This is a genomic window from Oleiagrimonas citrea (genome assembly GCF_012395255.1).
Taxonomy (GTDB): domain Bacteria; phylum Pseudomonadota; class Gammaproteobacteria; order Xanthomonadales; family Rhodanobacteraceae; genus Oleiagrimonas; species Oleiagrimonas citrea.
Window position 1 is genome coordinate 69,362 of record NZ_JAAZQD010000006.1, and the last position, 16,089, is coordinate 85,450.

General features: G+C 67.5%; 16 protein-coding genes. 7 read left to right on the forward strand and 9 right to left on the reverse strand.

Annotated features, from left to right (window positions below; translation table 11 throughout):
- Positions 1–2: 2 nt before the first annotated feature.
- The 3 genes from HF690_RS13830 to HF690_RS13840 are packed head-to-tail and all read left to right on the forward strand — an operon-like array spanning position 3 to position 3,223.
- Complete coding sequence (locus HF690_RS13830; protein WP_168609861.1) at positions 3–695, forward strand: SapC family protein; 693 nt, start codon at positions 3–5, stop codon at positions 693–695.
- Positions 688–1,695, forward strand: coding sequence for a cupin-like domain-containing protein (locus tag HF690_RS13835; RefSeq protein WP_168609862.1), 1,008 nt, complete (start codon positions 688–690; stop codon positions 1,693–1,695). Before HF690_RS13830 ends, HF690_RS13835 begins: the two co-directional genes overlap by 8 nt.
- Before the next feature lie 13 nt (positions 1,696–1,708).
- Positions 1,709–3,223, forward strand: a complete 1,515-nt coding sequence (locus HF690_RS13840) for a tryptophan halogenase family protein (RefSeq protein ID WP_168609863.1) — start codon at positions 1,709–1,711, stop codon at positions 3,221–3,223.
- A gap of 74 nt (positions 3,224–3,297) precedes the next feature.
- Here the strand turns inward: HF690_RS13840 and HF690_RS13845 are convergent, their stop codons facing one another.
- The 4 genes from HF690_RS13845 to HF690_RS13860 all read right to left on the reverse strand — a co-directional run bounded on the left by HF690_RS13845 (position 3,298) and on the right by HF690_RS13860 (position 7,798).
- A complete protein-coding gene (locus HF690_RS13845; protein WP_113065516.1) occupies positions 3,298–4,131 on the reverse strand; it encodes a pirin family protein in 834 nt (277 codons plus the stop codon).
- A gap of 146 nt (positions 4,132–4,277) precedes the next feature.
- Positions 4,278–4,952 (reverse strand): YecA/YgfB family protein, encoded by a 675-nt coding sequence (locus HF690_RS13850; RefSeq protein ID WP_168609864.1) that lies wholly within the window; start codon positions 4,950–4,952, stop codon positions 4,278–4,280.
- On the reverse strand, positions 4,949–5,719 hold the full coding sequence (gene xth, locus HF690_RS13855; protein ID WP_168609865.1) for an exodeoxyribonuclease III: 771 nt from the start codon (positions 5,717–5,719) through the stop codon (positions 4,949–4,951). The genes HF690_RS13850 and xth overlap by 4 nt, the downstream gene beginning before the upstream one ends.
- A 36-nt stretch (positions 5,720–5,755) precedes the next feature.
- The gene (locus HF690_RS13860; RefSeq protein ID WP_168609866.1) at positions 5,756–7,798 is read right to left on the reverse strand and encodes a M3 family metallopeptidase; all 2,043 of its coding nucleotides are present in this window, start codon (positions 7,796–7,798) and stop codon (positions 5,756–5,758) included.
- A gap of 76 nt (positions 7,799–7,874) precedes the next feature.
- Here HF690_RS13860 and HF690_RS13865 point away from each other — a divergent pair, with 76 nt between their 5' ends.
- From HF690_RS13865 to HF690_RS13875, 3 genes are all read left to right on the forward strand, one after another.
- Positions 7,875–9,605, forward strand: a complete 1,731-nt coding sequence (locus HF690_RS13865) for a patatin-like phospholipase family protein (RefSeq protein WP_168609867.1) — start codon at positions 7,875–7,877, stop codon at positions 9,603–9,605.
- A gap of 17 nt (positions 9,606–9,622) precedes the next feature.
- Positions 9,623–10,153 carry a gamma carbonic anhydrase family protein gene (locus HF690_RS13870; protein WP_168609868.1) on the forward strand — a complete coding sequence of 177 codons (531 nt, stop codon included), beginning with the start codon at positions 9,623–9,625 and terminating at the stop codon, positions 10,151–10,153.
- A gap of 67 nt (positions 10,154–10,220) precedes the next feature.
- Entirely contained in the window at positions 10,221–11,288 is a 1,068-nt protein-coding gene (locus tag HF690_RS13875; protein ID WP_168609869.1) for a proline iminopeptidase-family hydrolase, read from the forward strand.
- A 48-nt stretch (positions 11,289–11,336) separates the two neighbouring features.
- Here the strand turns inward: HF690_RS13875 and HF690_RS13880 are convergent, their stop codons facing one another.
- From HF690_RS13880 to HF690_RS13895, 4 genes are all read right to left on the reverse strand, one after another.
- Entirely contained in the window at positions 11,337–12,314 is a 978-nt protein-coding gene (locus HF690_RS13880) for an energy transducer TonB (RefSeq protein ID WP_168609870.1), read from the reverse strand.
- A gap of 157 nt (positions 12,315–12,471) precedes the next feature.
- Positions 12,472–12,723, reverse strand: coding sequence for a YkgJ family cysteine cluster protein (locus tag HF690_RS13885; RefSeq protein ID WP_146742330.1), 252 nt, complete (start codon positions 12,721–12,723; stop codon positions 12,472–12,474).
- A gap of 7 nt (positions 12,724–12,730) precedes the next feature.
- Complete coding sequence (gene aroE / locus HF690_RS13890; RefSeq protein ID WP_168609871.1) at positions 12,731–13,567, reverse strand: shikimate dehydrogenase; 837 nt, start codon at positions 13,565–13,567, stop codon at positions 12,731–12,733.
- Positions 13,568–13,612: 45 nt separating this feature from the next.
- The gene (locus HF690_RS13895) at positions 13,613–14,173 is read right to left on the reverse strand and encodes a lipocalin family protein (RefSeq protein ID WP_168184724.1); all 561 of its coding nucleotides are present in this window, start codon (positions 14,171–14,173) and stop codon (positions 13,613–13,615) included.
- A 124-nt stretch (positions 14,174–14,297) separates the two neighbouring features.
- On the opposite strand from HF690_RS13895, the gene HF690_RS13900 reads away from it, so the two are divergent.
- Positions 14,298–14,531: a hypothetical protein gene (locus HF690_RS13900; protein ID WP_168184723.1), complete on the forward strand. Its 234-nt coding sequence runs from the start codon at positions 14,298–14,300 to the stop codon at positions 14,529–14,531.
- A gap of 48 nt (positions 14,532–14,579) precedes the next feature.
- Here the strand turns inward: HF690_RS13900 and HF690_RS13905 are convergent, their stop codons facing one another.
- On the reverse strand, positions 14,580–16,058 hold the full coding sequence (locus HF690_RS13905; protein WP_168609872.1) for a RimK family protein: 1,479 nt from the start codon (positions 16,056–16,058) through the stop codon (positions 14,580–14,582).
- Positions 16,059–16,089: the final 31 nt, after the last annotated feature.

Genomic DNA, 16,089 nt, shown 5'->3' on the forward strand with positions numbered 1-16,089 from the left:
CCATGACCCAGCACGTCCTGCTCAACAACATCGATCACCGCGACCTCACCGTCGAGACCGCGCGCGGCGCGCAGTACGGCGACGGCATCATGGCCGCACTGACCTATCCCGGTGAATTCCGCAATGTGCAGGCGCACTATCCGATCGTGTTCCAGAAAGACGCCCGGGGCGACTTCCAGCCCGTGGCGCTGTTCGGGCTGGAGGCCGACCAGAACCTGTTCCTGCAGGGCGACACCTGGGACGCCTACTACGTACCGCTGTCGGTGGAGCGCCAGCCGTTCCTGATCGGCATGAGCGACGGCGAGCCGATGGTGCACATCGATCTCGACCACCCTCGCGTGACCGCCGGCACCGGCCAGCCGCTGTTCCGCGAACACGGCGGCACCTCCGAATTCCTCGACCGCGCCAGCTCGATGCTGCAGGCTCTGCACGAGGGGCTGCAGGCCACGCCGGCCTACATCGATGCACTACTCAAGCACGACCTGCTGGAATCGTTCGTGCTGGACGTGCAGGTCGACACCGACAACCACGGCCGTCTGGCCGGCTACTACACTATCCACGAGGAGCGCCTCGCCGCGCTGGACGGCACGACGCTGGGCGAACTGGCGGCCGCCGGCCACCTGGAGCCGACCTACATGGTGCTGGCCTCCACCACGCGTTTCCGCGACCTGATCGAACGGCGGCGTCATGCCTAGTCCGGTCGAGGAACGCCACGGCCTGGATCCGCGCGCGCTGCCGGACGAGGTGCTCGGCAGCACCCAACCGCTGTTGCTGCGCGGGCTGGTCGCGGACTGGCCGATGGTGCAGGCGGCGCAGCGCTCGGCGGCGGACGCCGCGGACTACCTGCGCCGCTTCGACCGCAACGCGCCGGTGGTGGCGCTGGTCGCGCCGCCCGAGAGCGGCGGGCGCTTCTTCTACAACGACGATCTCAGCGGTTTCAACTTCCAACGCCAGCGCGCGCCGCTGACCGCGGTGCTCGACAAGCTGCTCGACACCGCCGAACAGCCGAACCCTCCCGCCATCTACGTCGGCTCGACCACGCTCGACACCTATCTGCCGGGCCTGCGTGAAGACAACCCGATCGACCTGGACCGGCTCGACCAGAAGCTCGCCAGCATCTGGATCGGCAACCGTTCGCGCATCGCCGCGCATCAGGATCTGCCGGACAACCTGGCCTGCGTGGTCGCCGGTCGCCGCCGCTTCACGCTGTTCCCGCCCGAACAGCTGCGCAACCTCTACATCGGTCCGCTGGACTTCACGCCGGCAGGACAGGCCGTCAGCCTGGTCGATTTCCACCAGCCCGACCTGGAGCGCTTCCCGCGCTTCGAGGATGCCCTGGCGCATGCGCAGGTGGCGGAACTGGAGGCCGGCGACGCGCTTGTCATTCCCAGCATGTGGTGGCACCACATCGAGGCGCTGGACGCCTTCAACGTGCTGATCAACTTCTGGTGGCGCACTGTACCGGCGTACATGGACACCCCCATGAACACGCTGATGCTGGCGCTGATGACCCTCCGCGATCTGCCACCCGAACAGCGTCGCATCTGGCAGGAGACCTTCCGCCACTACGTGTTCGAACCCGACGAAGCCACCACCGGGCACATCCCCGAAGCCGCGCGCCGCGTGCTGGCGCCCATCGACGAGAACGCCGCGCGCGAGTTGCGCGCGCGCCTGCTGCAGCGGCTGAACCGCTGATCCGGAGTCCTTCATGAGCGAAGCGTCCGATTCCACCGCCGCCCGCAAACCCGTCCGCCGCGTGGTCATCGCCGGCGGCGGCACGGCCGGATGGATGGCCGCGGCGGCACTGTCGCGCACGCTGGGCAAGGTGCTCGACATCACCCTGGTCGAATCCGATGCCATCGGCACCGTCGGCGTCGGCGAAGCGACGATCCCGACGCTGGTCACCTTCCACCGCCTGCTCAACATCAACGAGCAAGCGTTCATGGCCGCCACCCACGCCACCATCAAGCTCGGCATCGCCTTCGAGGGCTGGCGCGACGTCAGCAAGGACTACATCCACTCCTTCGGCCTGACCGGCAAGGACCACTGGACCGCCGGCTTCCAGCATTTCTGGCTGAAGGGTCGCGAGCGCGGCCTGGCGCGCGACTATGGCGACTACTGCATGGAGCTGCGCGCCGCACAGGAACGCAAGTTCGCGCACCTGCCCGACAACGGCATCAACTACGCCTTCCACCTCGATGCCACGCAGTACGCGCGCTTCCTACGCCGCTTCAGCGAGGAGTTCGGCGTCCAGCGCGAGGAAGGCCGCATCGCCGAAGTGCGCATGGCCGACAACGGCGACATCGCCGCGCTGGCCATGGAAGACGGCCGTCTGATCGAAGGTGACCTGTTCATCGACTGCACCGGGTTCCGCGCCCTGCTGATCGGGCAGGCACTCGGCGTGCCCTTTGAGGACTGGTCGCAGTGGCTGTTCGCCGACAGCGCGCTGGCGGTGCAGACCGATTCGGTGCGCGACGCGATTCCCTACACGCGCTCGATCGCCGGCGACGCCGGCTGGCAATGGCGCATCCCGCTGCAACATCGCTGCGGCAACGGCATCGTATTCTCCAGCCGCTACACCGACGCGGACGCCGCACGCGAAACCCTGATGGGCAGCATCGAGGGCGCACCGCGCACCGAGCCGCGACTGATCCGCTTCAAACCCGGCCAGCGTGCGAAGGCCTGGGAGCGCAACTGCGTCGCGCTGGGTCTGTCCAGCGGTTTCCTGGAGCCGCTGGAGTCGACCAACATCCACCTGATCCAGCGCGGCATCACGCGCCTGCTGCAGTCGTTCCCGCACGTGATCGAGCAGGTCGACATCGACGAATACAACCGCCAGGTCGAGAACGAAATCACCCACATCCGCGACTTCGTGATCCTGCACTACAAGGTCACCGACCGCCGCGACACGCCGTTCTGGCGCGACTGCGCAGCCATGGACATCCCCGACACGCTGCGCCACCGCATCGAGCTGTTCGCCGAGACCGGCCGTGTGTTCCGTGTCCCCAACGAGCTGTTCGCGGAGAACTCGTGGATCCAGGTCATGCTTGGCCAGGGCATCGTCCCGCGCCAACGCCACCCCGCACCGGACATGATGGGTGACGAGGAACTGCAACACTTCCTCGAAGGCATCCGCCAGCGCGTCGAGAACACAGTCCGCCGACTGCCCGCGCACATGGACTACATCCGCAGCTACTGCCCGATGCAGGCTGCCAGCGAATGACGCGAAGCGTTGCGCATGAAAAAGCCGGCATGCTCTTCGACATGCCGGCTGACTGACATCACGCGCGGACTGACTCAGAACTTGCCGTTACGGAAGTCGTCGACGGCCTCGATGATCTGCTGCTTGGTGTTCATCACGAACGGTCCATAGCGCGCCACCGGTTCGCGCAACGGCTTGCCGGCCACCAGCAGCACGCGGGCCGCCTCGTCGCCGGCGGTCAGCACGACCGCGTCGCCGTCGTTGAGCACCGCCAGTTCACTGCGGTCCAGTCGCTCGTCGGCCACCTGCACGCCGCTGCCTTCGAACACGTAGGCGAACGCGTTGTGCCCGGCCGGCACCGGCACGGTCAGCGACGCGCCGGCTTCGAGCGCGATGTCCAGGTACAGCGGCTGGGTCGCGATGCCATTCACCGGGCCATCGACCTCCGCGAAACGACCGGCCACCACGCGCACCTTCACGCCCGCGGCCGGCTCGACCTCGGGGATCTTCTCCGGCGCGATGTCCTGGTAGCGCGGCGCGGTCATCTTGTCCTTGGCCGGCAGATTCACCCACAGCTGGAAGCCGCGCATCAGGCCTTCTTCCTGCTCGGGCATCTCCGAATGCACGATGCCGCGCCCGGCCGTCATCCACTGCACGCTGCCCGATTCGAGCAGGCCGCTGTTGCCCTGGTTGTCGCCGTGGCGCATGCGCCCGTCGAGCATGTAGGTGACGGTCTCGAAACCGCGATGCGGATGCTCCGGAAAACCGGCGATGTAGTCGTCGGCCGCGTCCGAACCGAATTCGTCCAGCAGCAGGAACGGATCGAGCATCTCCAGCGTCGGCTGGCCGATCACGCGGGTCAGCTTGACGCCGGCGCCGTCGGAAGTCGGGCGACCGCGAACACGTTGCTTGATGGTACGAGTGGTCATGTGTGGCTCCTGATGGAACGTCGTTGCCGCACAAGATGCGCCCGGTGGCACGCCAACACCAGTCCCCGGACCTCGAACGCATTGTTCGCGATCCAAGACCAATTCAATGACCGCAATCAGCTTTGTGCGTGAAACAGAACGACCGATCAGTGCAGGGAATGACCATCCCGCTGGCGCGGCGGCTTGTTTTCAGTGCGCGCCTCTTCCGGCTGGCGTTCGTGCGCGGCGCGGCGCTCGTCCTCGCTCGGAGCCTTTTCGTGCCAGTAGCGGGCCACGGACAGCAGCACCTCGGGCAGGCGCTGCAGGCAGGCTTCGTACTCTTCGTCAGAAAGCTTCTCGAACTCGGCGTCGCTGGCCAGCACGCCTTCGTCGACGGCCAGCGCCATGATCGGGCCGAGCAGCTCGATCAGTTCGACGTCCTCGGCCAGGCGGTGCTCCCAGAAGCCGGCGCGCAGGTCGATGCCGCGACTGAAGCCCTCACACCAGCCGGCGGCGCTCAGTGTCGGGCCCTCGATATCATCCAGTTCGCCAAGGATCGGCTCGTAGGCGTCCACGTCCAGCTCGGCGCCAATGGAATCGTTGAGCTTGGCCAGCAACGCCAGCACGCGCTCGCCCTGCTGCGGGTCGGCGAACGGCGCATGCAGGACCTCGGGCAGCCACTCGTCCGGCGGCGCCGGTTCCGGACCGACGATCAGCGCCGTGAGCAGGCCGTGCACACCGTCCAGCAGCAGATCGCCCTCCTTGGCGGCAGTGCGCAGGAAGGTGTCGAGCTCGTCGAGTTCGGTGTTCGTGAGCGAGCTTGGCCAGTCGGTGGTTCTCATCGGTCCTCCAGCTCCAGCGTCACCGGCGTGTGATCCGAAGGCCGTTCCCAGGTGCGCGGCGTGCGCTCGATGGCGGCGGCGCGGGCGGCGGCCTTCAGCGCGTCGCTGATCAGAATCAGATCGATACGCAGCCCCATGTTGCGCCGGAACGCGGCCTGGCGGTAGTCCCACCAGCTGAAATGGCCGTCGCCGTCCTCGAACAGGCGGAAGCTGTCGGTCAGGCCCAGGTCGGTGATCGCCTTCAGCGCGTCACGCTCGGGCTTCGAACACAGGATCTTCTCGTGCCAGGATTCGGGGTCGTGCACGTCGCGATCGTCCGGCGCGATGTTGAAATCGCCCAGCACCACCAGCTTCGGATGACGCGCCAGCTCGCCTTCGAGGAAATCGCGCATGCGCGACAGCCAGTCGAGCTTGTAGTCGTACTTCTCGTCGCCGACGGCCTTGCCGTTGACCACGTACAGATTGACCACGCGCACGTCGCCGACGGTGACGGCGAGGATGCGCCGCTGTTCATCGGTGAGGTTGGGCGGATCGGTGACGATCTCGGTCAGCGGCTCGCGCGACAGCACGGCGACGCCGTTGTAGGTCTTCTGCCCAGAGAAAGCGACCTCGTAGCCCATCGCCTTGATCTCGTCGACGGGAAACTTGTCGTCGGTGAGCTTGGTCTCCTGCAGCGCGACGACGTCGGGCTTGGACTCGGCCAGCCACTGCTCCAGATGGGGCAGGCGAACCTTCAGTGAATTGACGTTCCAGGAAGCGATTTTCATGCGTGCATTGTACGGCCTTGCCGAGCGGGACGCGTCTCAGGCGGCCAGTCCGTAGCTGCGCAACAGCGCGTTCGGTTCCGGCGCGCGGCCGCGGAAAGCGACGAAACTCTCCAGCGCCGGACGCGTGGCGCCGACGGCGAGAATTTCGCGGCGAAAGGCTTCGCCGGTCTCACGGTCGATCACGCCGGCCTGCTCGAAGCGCTCGAAGGCGTCGGCCGACAGCACCTCGGCCCACAGATAGCTGTAGTAGCCGGCCGCGTAGCCGCCCGCGAAGATGTGCGTGAAGGCATGCGGGAAGCGCTGCCACGCCGGCGGATGCAGCACGGCGACCTGACGACGCACGTCTTCCAGCACCGCCATCGGGCGCGCGCCGCGCTCGGGGTCGTAGTCCAGGTGCAGGTGGAAATCGAACAGGCCGAATTCCAGCTGCCGCACCAGGAACAGACCGGCATGGAAGTGACGCGCGTCGAGCATGCGCTGGAACAGCTCGTCGGGCAGGCGCTCGCCGGTCTGGTAGTGCCTTGCGAACAGGTCCAGCGCCTCGCGGTTCCAGGCGAAGTTCTCCATGAACTGGCTGGGCAGCTCGACGGCGTCCCACTCGACGCCATCGATGCCGCCGACGGATGGCAGGTCCACCTCGGTCAGCAGGTGATGCAGGCCGTGGCCGAATTCGTGGAACAGCGTCAGCACGTCGTCGTGGGTCAGCAGCGCCGGTGCATGCTCAGTCGGCGGGGCGAAGTTGCAGGTCAGGTAGGCGACCGGCAATTGCAGCGCCTCGCCATCGCGGAAGCGCGAACGGCACACGTCCATCCACGCGCCGCCGCGTTTGCCCGAGCGGGCGTAGAGATCCATGTAGACGCCGGCGAAGACACGGCCGTCGGCATCGAGCACATCGTAGTAGCGCGCGTCGGCGTGCCAGGTGGCGACGTCTTCACGCGGCTTCAGCTCGATGCCGTAGAGCTTCTGGGTGACCGCGAACAGGCCGTCGATGACCGACGGCAGCGGGAAGTACGGCTTGATCTGCTCCTCGTCCAGCGCGTAACGCTCCTGGCGCAGCTTCTCGGACGCATAGCCGGCGTCCCACGGTTCCAGGTTGGCCAGATCCAGACGCTCGGCGGCGAAGGCGCGCAGCGCATCCAGCTCCTTGCGCGCGACGGGCTTGGCGCGCGCGGCCAGGTCGGCAAGGAAGTCGAGCACGGTCTGTGTCGACTCGGCCATCTTGGTCGCCAGCGATTCCTCGGCGGCGTTGGCGAATCCGAGCAGCTGCGCGGCCTCGTGACGCAGCGCCATCAGGCGCTCGATACGCTCGGAGTTGTCGTATTTGCCGGCATCCGGACCCTGGTCGGAAGCGCGTGTCTGATAGGCCCAGTAGACCTTCTCGCGCAGTAAACGGTCCTCGGCATAGGTCATCACGGCGTGCACCGCCGGCTGCTTCAGCGTGACCAGATAGCCGTCCAGATCCTGTTCCTTGGCGTACTGCCTCAGCACCGCGCGACCGGATGCCGGAATGCCGGCCAGATCGCGTTCATCGGTGATGTGGTGCTGCCAGGCGTCGGTGGCGTCGAGCACCGCGTTGGCGAAGCCGGTGCCCAGCTTGGACAACTCGTTGGCGATGGCGCGGAAGCGGCTGCGCGCCGGTTCCTCCAGCGCCACGCCGGACAGCTTGAAGTCGCGCAGGGCATGATCGATCAGCGCACGGCGATCGGCCGGCAGCGTCGCGCCCTCGGCGTCGGCCACGGCCTTCACCGCGGCGTAGAGCGCACGGTTCTGGCCCAGCTCAGCGGAGAAATCGGTGATCTTCTCCAGCGCCGCGTCGTAGGCCTCGCGCAAGGCGGGACTGTCGGCCACCGAGTGCAGGTGCGACACGGGCGACCAGACCTTTCCCAGGCGCTGCTCGAGGCGCTCCTGCGCCAGCATCACGCGCTCGAAATCGTGTACAGCGCCCTCCGCCGTCATCGCCGTGACGGCGCTGCGGTACTCGGCGAGCACCGCCTCCACGGCGGGCAGCACATGTTCGGCGCGGATGGCGTCGAACGCGGGCAGGGCGGACTCGACGAGCAGCGGGTTGGCGGTGGTCATGCGCGCATTCACAGGATCGGTAGGGAGATTCAAGCGTGGTGATGCGGCACGGGAAATTCAAGCTACGATGCACGGCATGGCGTCCGGATCCCTCGACACGATCACGCTGCTTCGGCGTACCCGGGTGTTCGGCGAACTGGAGGACGATGTACTCGCCTCCGTCGCCGAGCACATGGCGCCGCTGACCTTGCCCGGCGGCGCACTGCTGTACGCTGCGGGCGAGCCGTCCGACGCGCTCTATGTGCTGCGCTCGGGAAGCCTCGGCGTGTTCCGTCCACCGCGTGCCGGCGGCTCCCCGCACCTGGCCGGCGTGGCCGGCAGCGGCGAGACCCTGGGCACGGTCGGCCTGCTGCTGGACCAGCCCAGCGCGGTCACCGTGCGCGCGCTGCGCGACACGGAGCTGCTGCGTCTGTCGCGGGCGAGCTTCCGCGCGCTGAGTGAGCGCTATCCGCAGGCGATCCTGGGTGCGGCGCAATCGGCCCTGCACGACCTGCTCAGCCGTGGCGGCGACGAGCCGCGCATCCTGCCGCGTACCTTCGCAATCCTGCCACACGACGCCTCCGTACCCGTGCGCGACATGGCCGAAAGCCTGCGCCATGCGCTGCTACCGTTCGGCAACTGCCTGTTGATCGACCAAGCGCTCGGCCGCGATCACGGACCGGCGTGGTTCGCCGAGCGCGAAAGCGAGATGCGCTTCGTGCTCTACGTCGACGAAGGCCGTGACGAACGCTGGCGTGACCTGTGTCGCCGCCAGGCCGACGCGCTGCTGCTGGCGGTGCGCAGCGACCGCGCGCCGAGCGCATGGCCGGACCGGACCGAACTGCTTCGACACGCCGACCTGGAACGTCCGCGTCATCTGCTGCTGATGCACCCCGGCTCCTCGATCGAGCCGGGACGCGCGCGGGGCTGGCTCGAAGCCATTGACGGCGTGTCCCAGCACCATCATCTGCGCGGCGCGGCCGACATCGAGCGACTGGCGCGGCTGCTGGCGCGACGCAGCCTGGGGCTGGTGCTGTCCGGCGGCGGCGCGCGCGGTTTCGCCGCCATCGGCATGGTGCGCGCGCTGCGCGAGCAGGGCTACGACGTGGACCGCGTCGGCGGCACCAGCATCGGCGCCATCGTCGCCGCCGGCGTGGCCATGCAGTGGGACCACGAGACCATGTGCGCGAACTACCGCAGCGCCTTCGTCGACGGCAAGCCGCTGCGCGACTGGACCCTGCCGCTGATGTCCCTGAGCCGTGGCGAGCGCACCTCGCGGCTGCTGCAACGCTTCTTCGGTCGCATCGACATCGAGGATCTGCCACTGCCGTTCTTCTGCGTGTCGTCCGACCTCACCCGCGGCATGGCCACGGTGCATCACGGAGGCAAGCTGTGGCGCTGGCTACGCGCATCCAGCGCGGTGCCCGGCCTGCTGCCTCCGCTGCTGCACGACGGTCACGTCTATGTCGACGGCGCGGTCATCAACAACCTGCCGACCGACGTCATGTACGACCGCGGCATGGCCACCATCGTCGCCTGCGACATCCGCGCCGACGACGTGCTGACCAGCGCCGTCGACCGCGACTGGCAACCCGGCATCTGGCGGCAGTGGATGCAACGCGACCTGTACCCGTGCATGGGCTCCATCCTGCTGCGCTCGGGCATGGTCAATGCGGAAACCATGGCCAACCAGCGTCGCGAACTGGCCACCCGAGTGATCGCGCCGCACCTGGAAAGCATCGGCCTGCTGGACTTCAAATCCTTCGACCGCGCGGTCGAGGCCGGCTACCGCGCCACGCTGCAGGCACTGTCCGAACCGATCGGCTGACTCGCTACACTGCGCGCATGAACCCCCTACGCAGCTATCAGAACCAACGGCCCGTGCTGGGCGAACGCGTGTACGTCGACTCGGCCGCCACGGTCATCGGCGACGTACAGCTGGGCGACGACGTGTCGATCTGGCCGGGCGCGGTGCTGCGCGGCGACGTCAACGCCATCCGCGTCGGCGCGCGCAGCAACATCCAGGACGGCGCCATCGTCCACGTCACCCACGACGGTCCGTTCACGCCGGGCGGTTTTCCCTGCGTGATCGGCGCCGACGTCACGGTCGGCCACGGCGCCGTGATCCACGCCTGCACGATCGAGGATGCCTGCCTGATCGGCATGCACGCCACGGTGCTCGACGGCGCGGTGGTGAAACGCCATGCCTTCGTCGGCGCCGGGGCGCTGGTGCCGCCGGGCAAGGTCGTGGGCGAGGGCGAACTGTGGCTGGGCAATCCGGCCCGCCATGTGCGCACGCTGGACGCCGAAGCCATCGAGCAACTGCACTACTCGGCCGCGCACTACGTGACGCTCAAAGACCGCTACCTGGAGTGACGCGTCCACTCGCGCCACGCCATCGGGCGGCGTAGGATGCGGACAAACGCACTCGGGGAGAGAGCTCATGCAACGACTCGTCGTTCTTGCTCGCACGGCCGTGCTGGCCGCCGCGTTCCTGTTCATCGCCGTTCCGGTGCGCGCACAAACGCCGACCCAGGCGCCGCCCGCCAGCTACTACGATCACAGCGGCTATCCCGACGCCTTCAGCGGCGGCGTGAAGATGATCCCGATCACCACGCCCGACGGCACCTTCCGCGTGTGGACCAAGCGCGTCGGCAACAACCCGCGGATCAAGGTACTGCTGCTGCACGGCGGGCCGGGCATGACGCACGAGTACCTGGAAGCCTTCGACAGCTACTTCCCGGGCGCGGGCATCCAGTACTACTACTACGACCAGCTCGGTTCGTTCTACAGCGACCAGCCCGAGGACACCAAGCTGTGGACGCTGCCGCGCTTCGTCGACGAAGTCGAGCAAGTGCGCAAGGCGCTGGGCCTGAATCGCGACAACTTCTATCTCTACGGCCATTCCTGGGGCGGCATCCTGGCGCTGGAGTACGCCCTGAAGTATCCACAGCACCTGAAGGGCCTCATCATCTCCAACATGATGGCCAGCGCACCGGCCTACGACGCCTACGCGCACAAGGTGCTGATGCCGCAGATGGACCCGAAAGCACTGGCCGAGATCCTGAAGCTGGAGAAGGCCGGCAAGACCCACGATCCGAAATACATGGACCTGCTGATGTCGCACTTCTACGTCAAGCACGTCCTGCGCATGCCACCGCAACAGTGGCCCGATCCGGTGATGCGCGCGCTCAAGCACGCCAATGAGACCATCTACACGCTCATGCAGGGTCCCAGCGAGATGGGCCTGAGCGGCCGCCTGGAGCATTGGGACGTCCGCCCGCGGCTCAAAGACATCGCCGTACCCACACTGACCATCGGCGCGCGCTACGGCACGATGGACCCGAAGGCCATGCAGCGGATGGCCGAGCGGGTGCAGCACGGGCGCTATCTGTACTGCCCGCACGGCAGCCATCTGGCGATGTACGACGACCAGAAAATCTACATGGACGGCGTGATCCGGTTCATCGAGGACGTCGACGCCGGACGCTTTCCGGCAAAGACGCCCTGACCGCCGCGTCTCCGTGCAGCCACGCACCGCAGGGACTTCGACGCGTTCCTACAGGTGGAACAGGATGCGGCTCTGCACCGCCTGCGCGACGGCCTTGCCGTCGCGCAGGGCCGGCTTGTATTCCCAGTAGCGCACCGCGTTGAGCGCGGCAACGTCGAAGATGTGGCGCGGTCGGGCCGCGACCACGTGCGCGTCGACGACATGACCCTCGGCGTCAACCGTGTAGCCGACATCGACCCAGCCCTGACGATGCGCGCGACGCGCCGCGACAGGATAGGCCGGCTGTACCCGGCGCAACAGCAGCGGCGGCGTGCGCTGTACCGGCGCCTCGGTCGGCGCGACCGGGGCTGCCTGGGCCATTTGCGGCGCGGGCGCCGCCGGTTTCGGCTCGACGGCGGGCGCGGACGCTTGTGCGGGCGGAGGCGGGGTCTGCGACGGCGCGTCCGACGGAGCCGTCGCCGTAGTCGTCGCGACGCGCGATCCCTCCGGCTTCGAACGTCCGTGCGCAGCGGGCGGAGGCGTCTGCGCCAGCTTGCGCTGCGCATCCAGCTTGGCGCGCAGGATGTTCAGCGAATAGTTCGTGGGATCGGCGCGATCGAGCAGGGCGATCTCGCGTTCGGCCTCGTCGAAGCGGCCCGCGTTGATGCTCTGCTCGGCCGATTCCACGGCGAACGGAAACAGCTCGCGCAGTGCCGAGGACACGACACGGTTGTGCGGCTGACGCTTGCGCGCCTCCAGGTAGTAGGCAAAGGCATTGTCGCCTTCGGGCGCAAGCAGACGATGCTCGGCCAGCGCACGGCGCGCGGCCGCGAGCAGCTGCGCATGGCCCATCGCGGTGACCGCCACTTCTTGCCGCGGTGCGCTGGACGCGACGGCCGGACCCTTCGACGCCGCACGCTCGGCGGCCTTGCGCTGCATCCAGCGATGCGTCAGCACGCCAGCGGCCGCGAGTGCGATCACGAGCAGGGAAAGCAGGGGAAACGCGGCACGGCCGCGCATGCGACGGATTCGGCAGAGGTCGGACATGGATATTCGCTGCGAGGGGAAAACGGGGGACGAGGTGTCTCCGTCACGGAGACACCTCGTGCGGTGCGCGGCGATGGTAGGGCGGGCATGTTGCGCGAAGATTGCGCGGGGATGGCTCAGCCGTCCGACGCGTCCGAACGGCCATGCACTGCACAGATCAGGCGGTGCGCTGCTCCAGGTCGGTCAAGTACGCCAGCGCCTCGTCGCGATGACTGCCGCACATCGTCGGCTCCGGCCGCAGATTCCGGCACACCGCCGGACGACGCGGGTCGCCGAACAGTGCGCAGCGGTAGTCGTCGGTCAGCTGCACGCAGGGGATGCCCGCCGGCTTGCCATGCGGCATGCCGGGGATCGGGCTGGAGATGGACGGCGCGATGCAGCACGCGCCGCACCCGGAACGGCAATCCACGACGTGTTCAGACCCCGTCCGCGCGCAGCGCGTCGTAGACCGGGTCGGCGTCCGGCCGCTTGCCATGCCACAGCGCGAAACTGTCGGCGGCGGTCTCGACCAGCATGCCCAGACCGTCCAGCGCGAAGCGCGCACCGGCCGCACGCGCCCAGGACAGGAACGGCGTCGCGGCCTGGCCGTAGGACAGGTCGTAGCACAGCGCGCGCGCGCCGACGATCGCAAACGGAAGATCCAGCGCCTGACCCTGGACACCCGCCGACGTGGCGTTGACGATGAGATCGAAGCTGCCGATGGAAGCCAGGTCGTTCCAGTAGCGGGCATGCGCGCGCGCCGGTTCGCCGAGGCGGTCGGCCAGTGCCTCGGCGCGCTCGGCGCTGCGGTTGACGATGGTCAGTGTATCGACGCCGGCGTCGAGCAGCGCCCAGGCCACGCCCTGCGCCGCACCGCCCGCGCCCAGCAGCAATGTGTCGTGACCGCGCAGGTCCAGACGATGACGCTCGGTCAGATCGCGCACCATGCCCGCGCCGTCGTTGTTGTGCGCGGCCAGGCCGCCATCGGCCTGCGGGGTCAGCACGTTGGCCGCGCCGGAACGCGCGGCGGCTTCGCTATGCGTGTCGGCCAGCGCCAGCGCGGCGTGCTTGTGCGGCACTGTGACATTGGCGCCCGCGCCGCCGCCGGCGAAAAAGTCACGCACGGCGTTGGCGAAATCGTCCGGCGCGACATCGATCGTCTCGTACTCGAGCGCGATACCGAATTGCCGCGCGAAAGTCTGATGAATCCGCGGCGACAACGAATGTGCGACGGGATGGCCGAAGACGGCGTAGCGCGATGCGGTTTCGCTCATGCGTGCCCCTGCTTGCGAGATCGACTGCGCCAATTGTAGCCAGTCTTACTGGTAACCGGGTCGACCGACCTGCGCCGCGGTCTGCGGCACCCGCTTGAGCTGATCGACCGGGAACCCCTGCGCGCGGGCCTGCTCGACATACTGCCGGTAGACATCGTCCGGCATCGTCGTGCCGCGCGCCATGATCCACAGCAGGTCGCGGTCGGGCACGCCGACCATGACGTAGCGGTACTGCGGGTCCAGCGCCAGGATCAGGTAGTCGGATACGAACGGCCAGATGATACGCACCTTCCAGTGCGCGGCGTCCTTGGGGTCGGGCAGCCAGCCCTTACCGTGCCAGGCGTCCGGCGCGCGATCGAAGCCCTTGCGGAAATGGTAGGTAATGGCGATGTCGCCATCCTTGCGACGATGGTACTCGTCGGCCGTGGCAACTTTGCCCTTCTCCAGGAAATTGGGAATGTTGGCGATGACGTGCCAGGTGCCCATGTAACGGTCCAGGTCGACGTGGGCGACGGTTCTGGGCATCTGTGCAGGCTGCGAGGCGCAGCCGGCCAGCGCCATCAGCGCTGTCAGTGCAAGCAGGGTGGGGACGGATCGGATGCGCATGCGGGAATCTCCCTTGCGATGGGCCTGCTTGCAGATACGCGGCACACGGAGCAACGGATGCGCTGCTGTCGCAGACCGTGAGAAGCGTCCCGGGCAGGCTGTGTGGCAAGGAGGAGAAACCGCCATGCATACACCCATCACCCCACGCCGCGCGCGCGCCCTAATTGCCCTGATCTGGATGGCCTGCGGCCTGCTTCTGCTGTGCACACCGCTGGCCTGGCCCAATCGCGTGCTCGGCTTCAGCACACTGTTCTGGCTGATCGGCGCCCCGGCCTGTCTGCTGATCGCGCTCCAGCCTCGCCTGCCTCTGCGTTTGCTGGCGCCGGCGCGCAATCGTCGGCTGCGCCGACCGCATTGATTGCAACGACGGGCAGCCTGCGAGATCGCTGCTGCCCGTCCGAACCAGTCAGTCGGTGACGCCCAGCCGCTTGCGCTCCAGCCGTCGCACGAATTCCTGGATGATGCGGCGATACAGGTCATCGCCGAGGTAGGCGTCCTCGACACCCGCGTCGATCGACGGATTGTCGTTGACCTCGATGACCACCGCGCGTTCGGCCGTCTGCTTCAGGTCGACGCCGTACAGCCCGTCGCCAATCGCGTTGGCCGCCTTCACCGCCAGACGCACCACGTCGCTGGGCGCCTCGCGTACCGGCAGGGTGCGGAAACCGCCGGACTTCGGCCCGGTGCCGCCGTGGTTGTAGATCTGCCAATGGCCGCGCGACATGAAGTACTGGCAGGCGTACAGCGGTTCGCGGTTGAGCACGCCGATACGCCAGTCGAATTCGGTGTACAGGTATTGCTGCGCGATCAGCAGCGCACTGTGCGCGAACAGTTCGGCCACCGTCTTTTTCAGCGCCTCGACCGTCTCGACCTTGACCACGCCGCGCGAGAACGCGCCATCGGGGATTTTCAGCACGATCGGAAAGCCGAGCTTGTCCGGCAACGCATCGAGTGAATCCGGATCGTCGCGGTACAGGATCTCGGTACTGGGCACAGCCAGCTTGCGCGAGACCAGCAGGTCGTGCAGGAAGATCTTGTTGGTGCAGCGCAGGATCGACGCCGGGTCGTCGATCACCACCATGCCCTCCTGCTCGGCGCGGTGCGCGAAGCGATAGGTGTGATGGTCGATAGCCGTGGTCTCGCGGATGAACAGGCCGTCGTACTCGGCCAGCCGGGCGTAGTCGTTCGGGCCGATCGGATCGACCTCCACGCCGAGCTGCTTGCCGGCCGCGATGAACGCCTTCTGCGCGCCGCGGTTGGACGGCGGCATGGCCTCGTCCGGGTTCACCAGCATGGCGATGTCGTAGCGGTAGCGGCGCCGCGCACGCGGCTTGCGCCACAGTTTGGTGGCAAAGTGGTCCAGCGCCTGCGCAAAGGCGTCCTCCTGCGCATCGTCCAGCGTGTGCAGGCCGACCGGGCGGATCGCGCCGATCTGCCAGGCACGCTCGCGGCGGAACTCGATGCGCAGCAGGGGACAGGGGAACAGCTCGAATACCTGCCTCGCCAGGTCCTGTAGCAGCGGATGCGCGGTCTGGCCAAAGTAGACCAGGATGCCGAAGTCGGTACTGTCGCGCTCGCGACCCTTGAGCACCTGTGCCAGCTTCTGGTTCAGATCCTCGATGTCCAGACCGTACAGCGCACGCCGGCGCAGTCCGTTGATGGTGCGCACTGACGGAATCACACGGTGCCCGCGCGCCTCGGCCAGCAGCGACACGTAGTAACCATTGCCGAGGTACTTGTAGCTGCGGCAGAGGTTGATGACGTGCGTGCGTTCGCCGCTTTCCGGCGGTTCGCGCAGATAATCGCGCGCAGCGACCACTTGCGTGGACGGGTAGTACGCCCCCCAGTCCGAGGGGTTCTCGACGACAATCACCAACCGGCTCATGCAACCTCGCCATGTCCACGCGCCGGAGAGC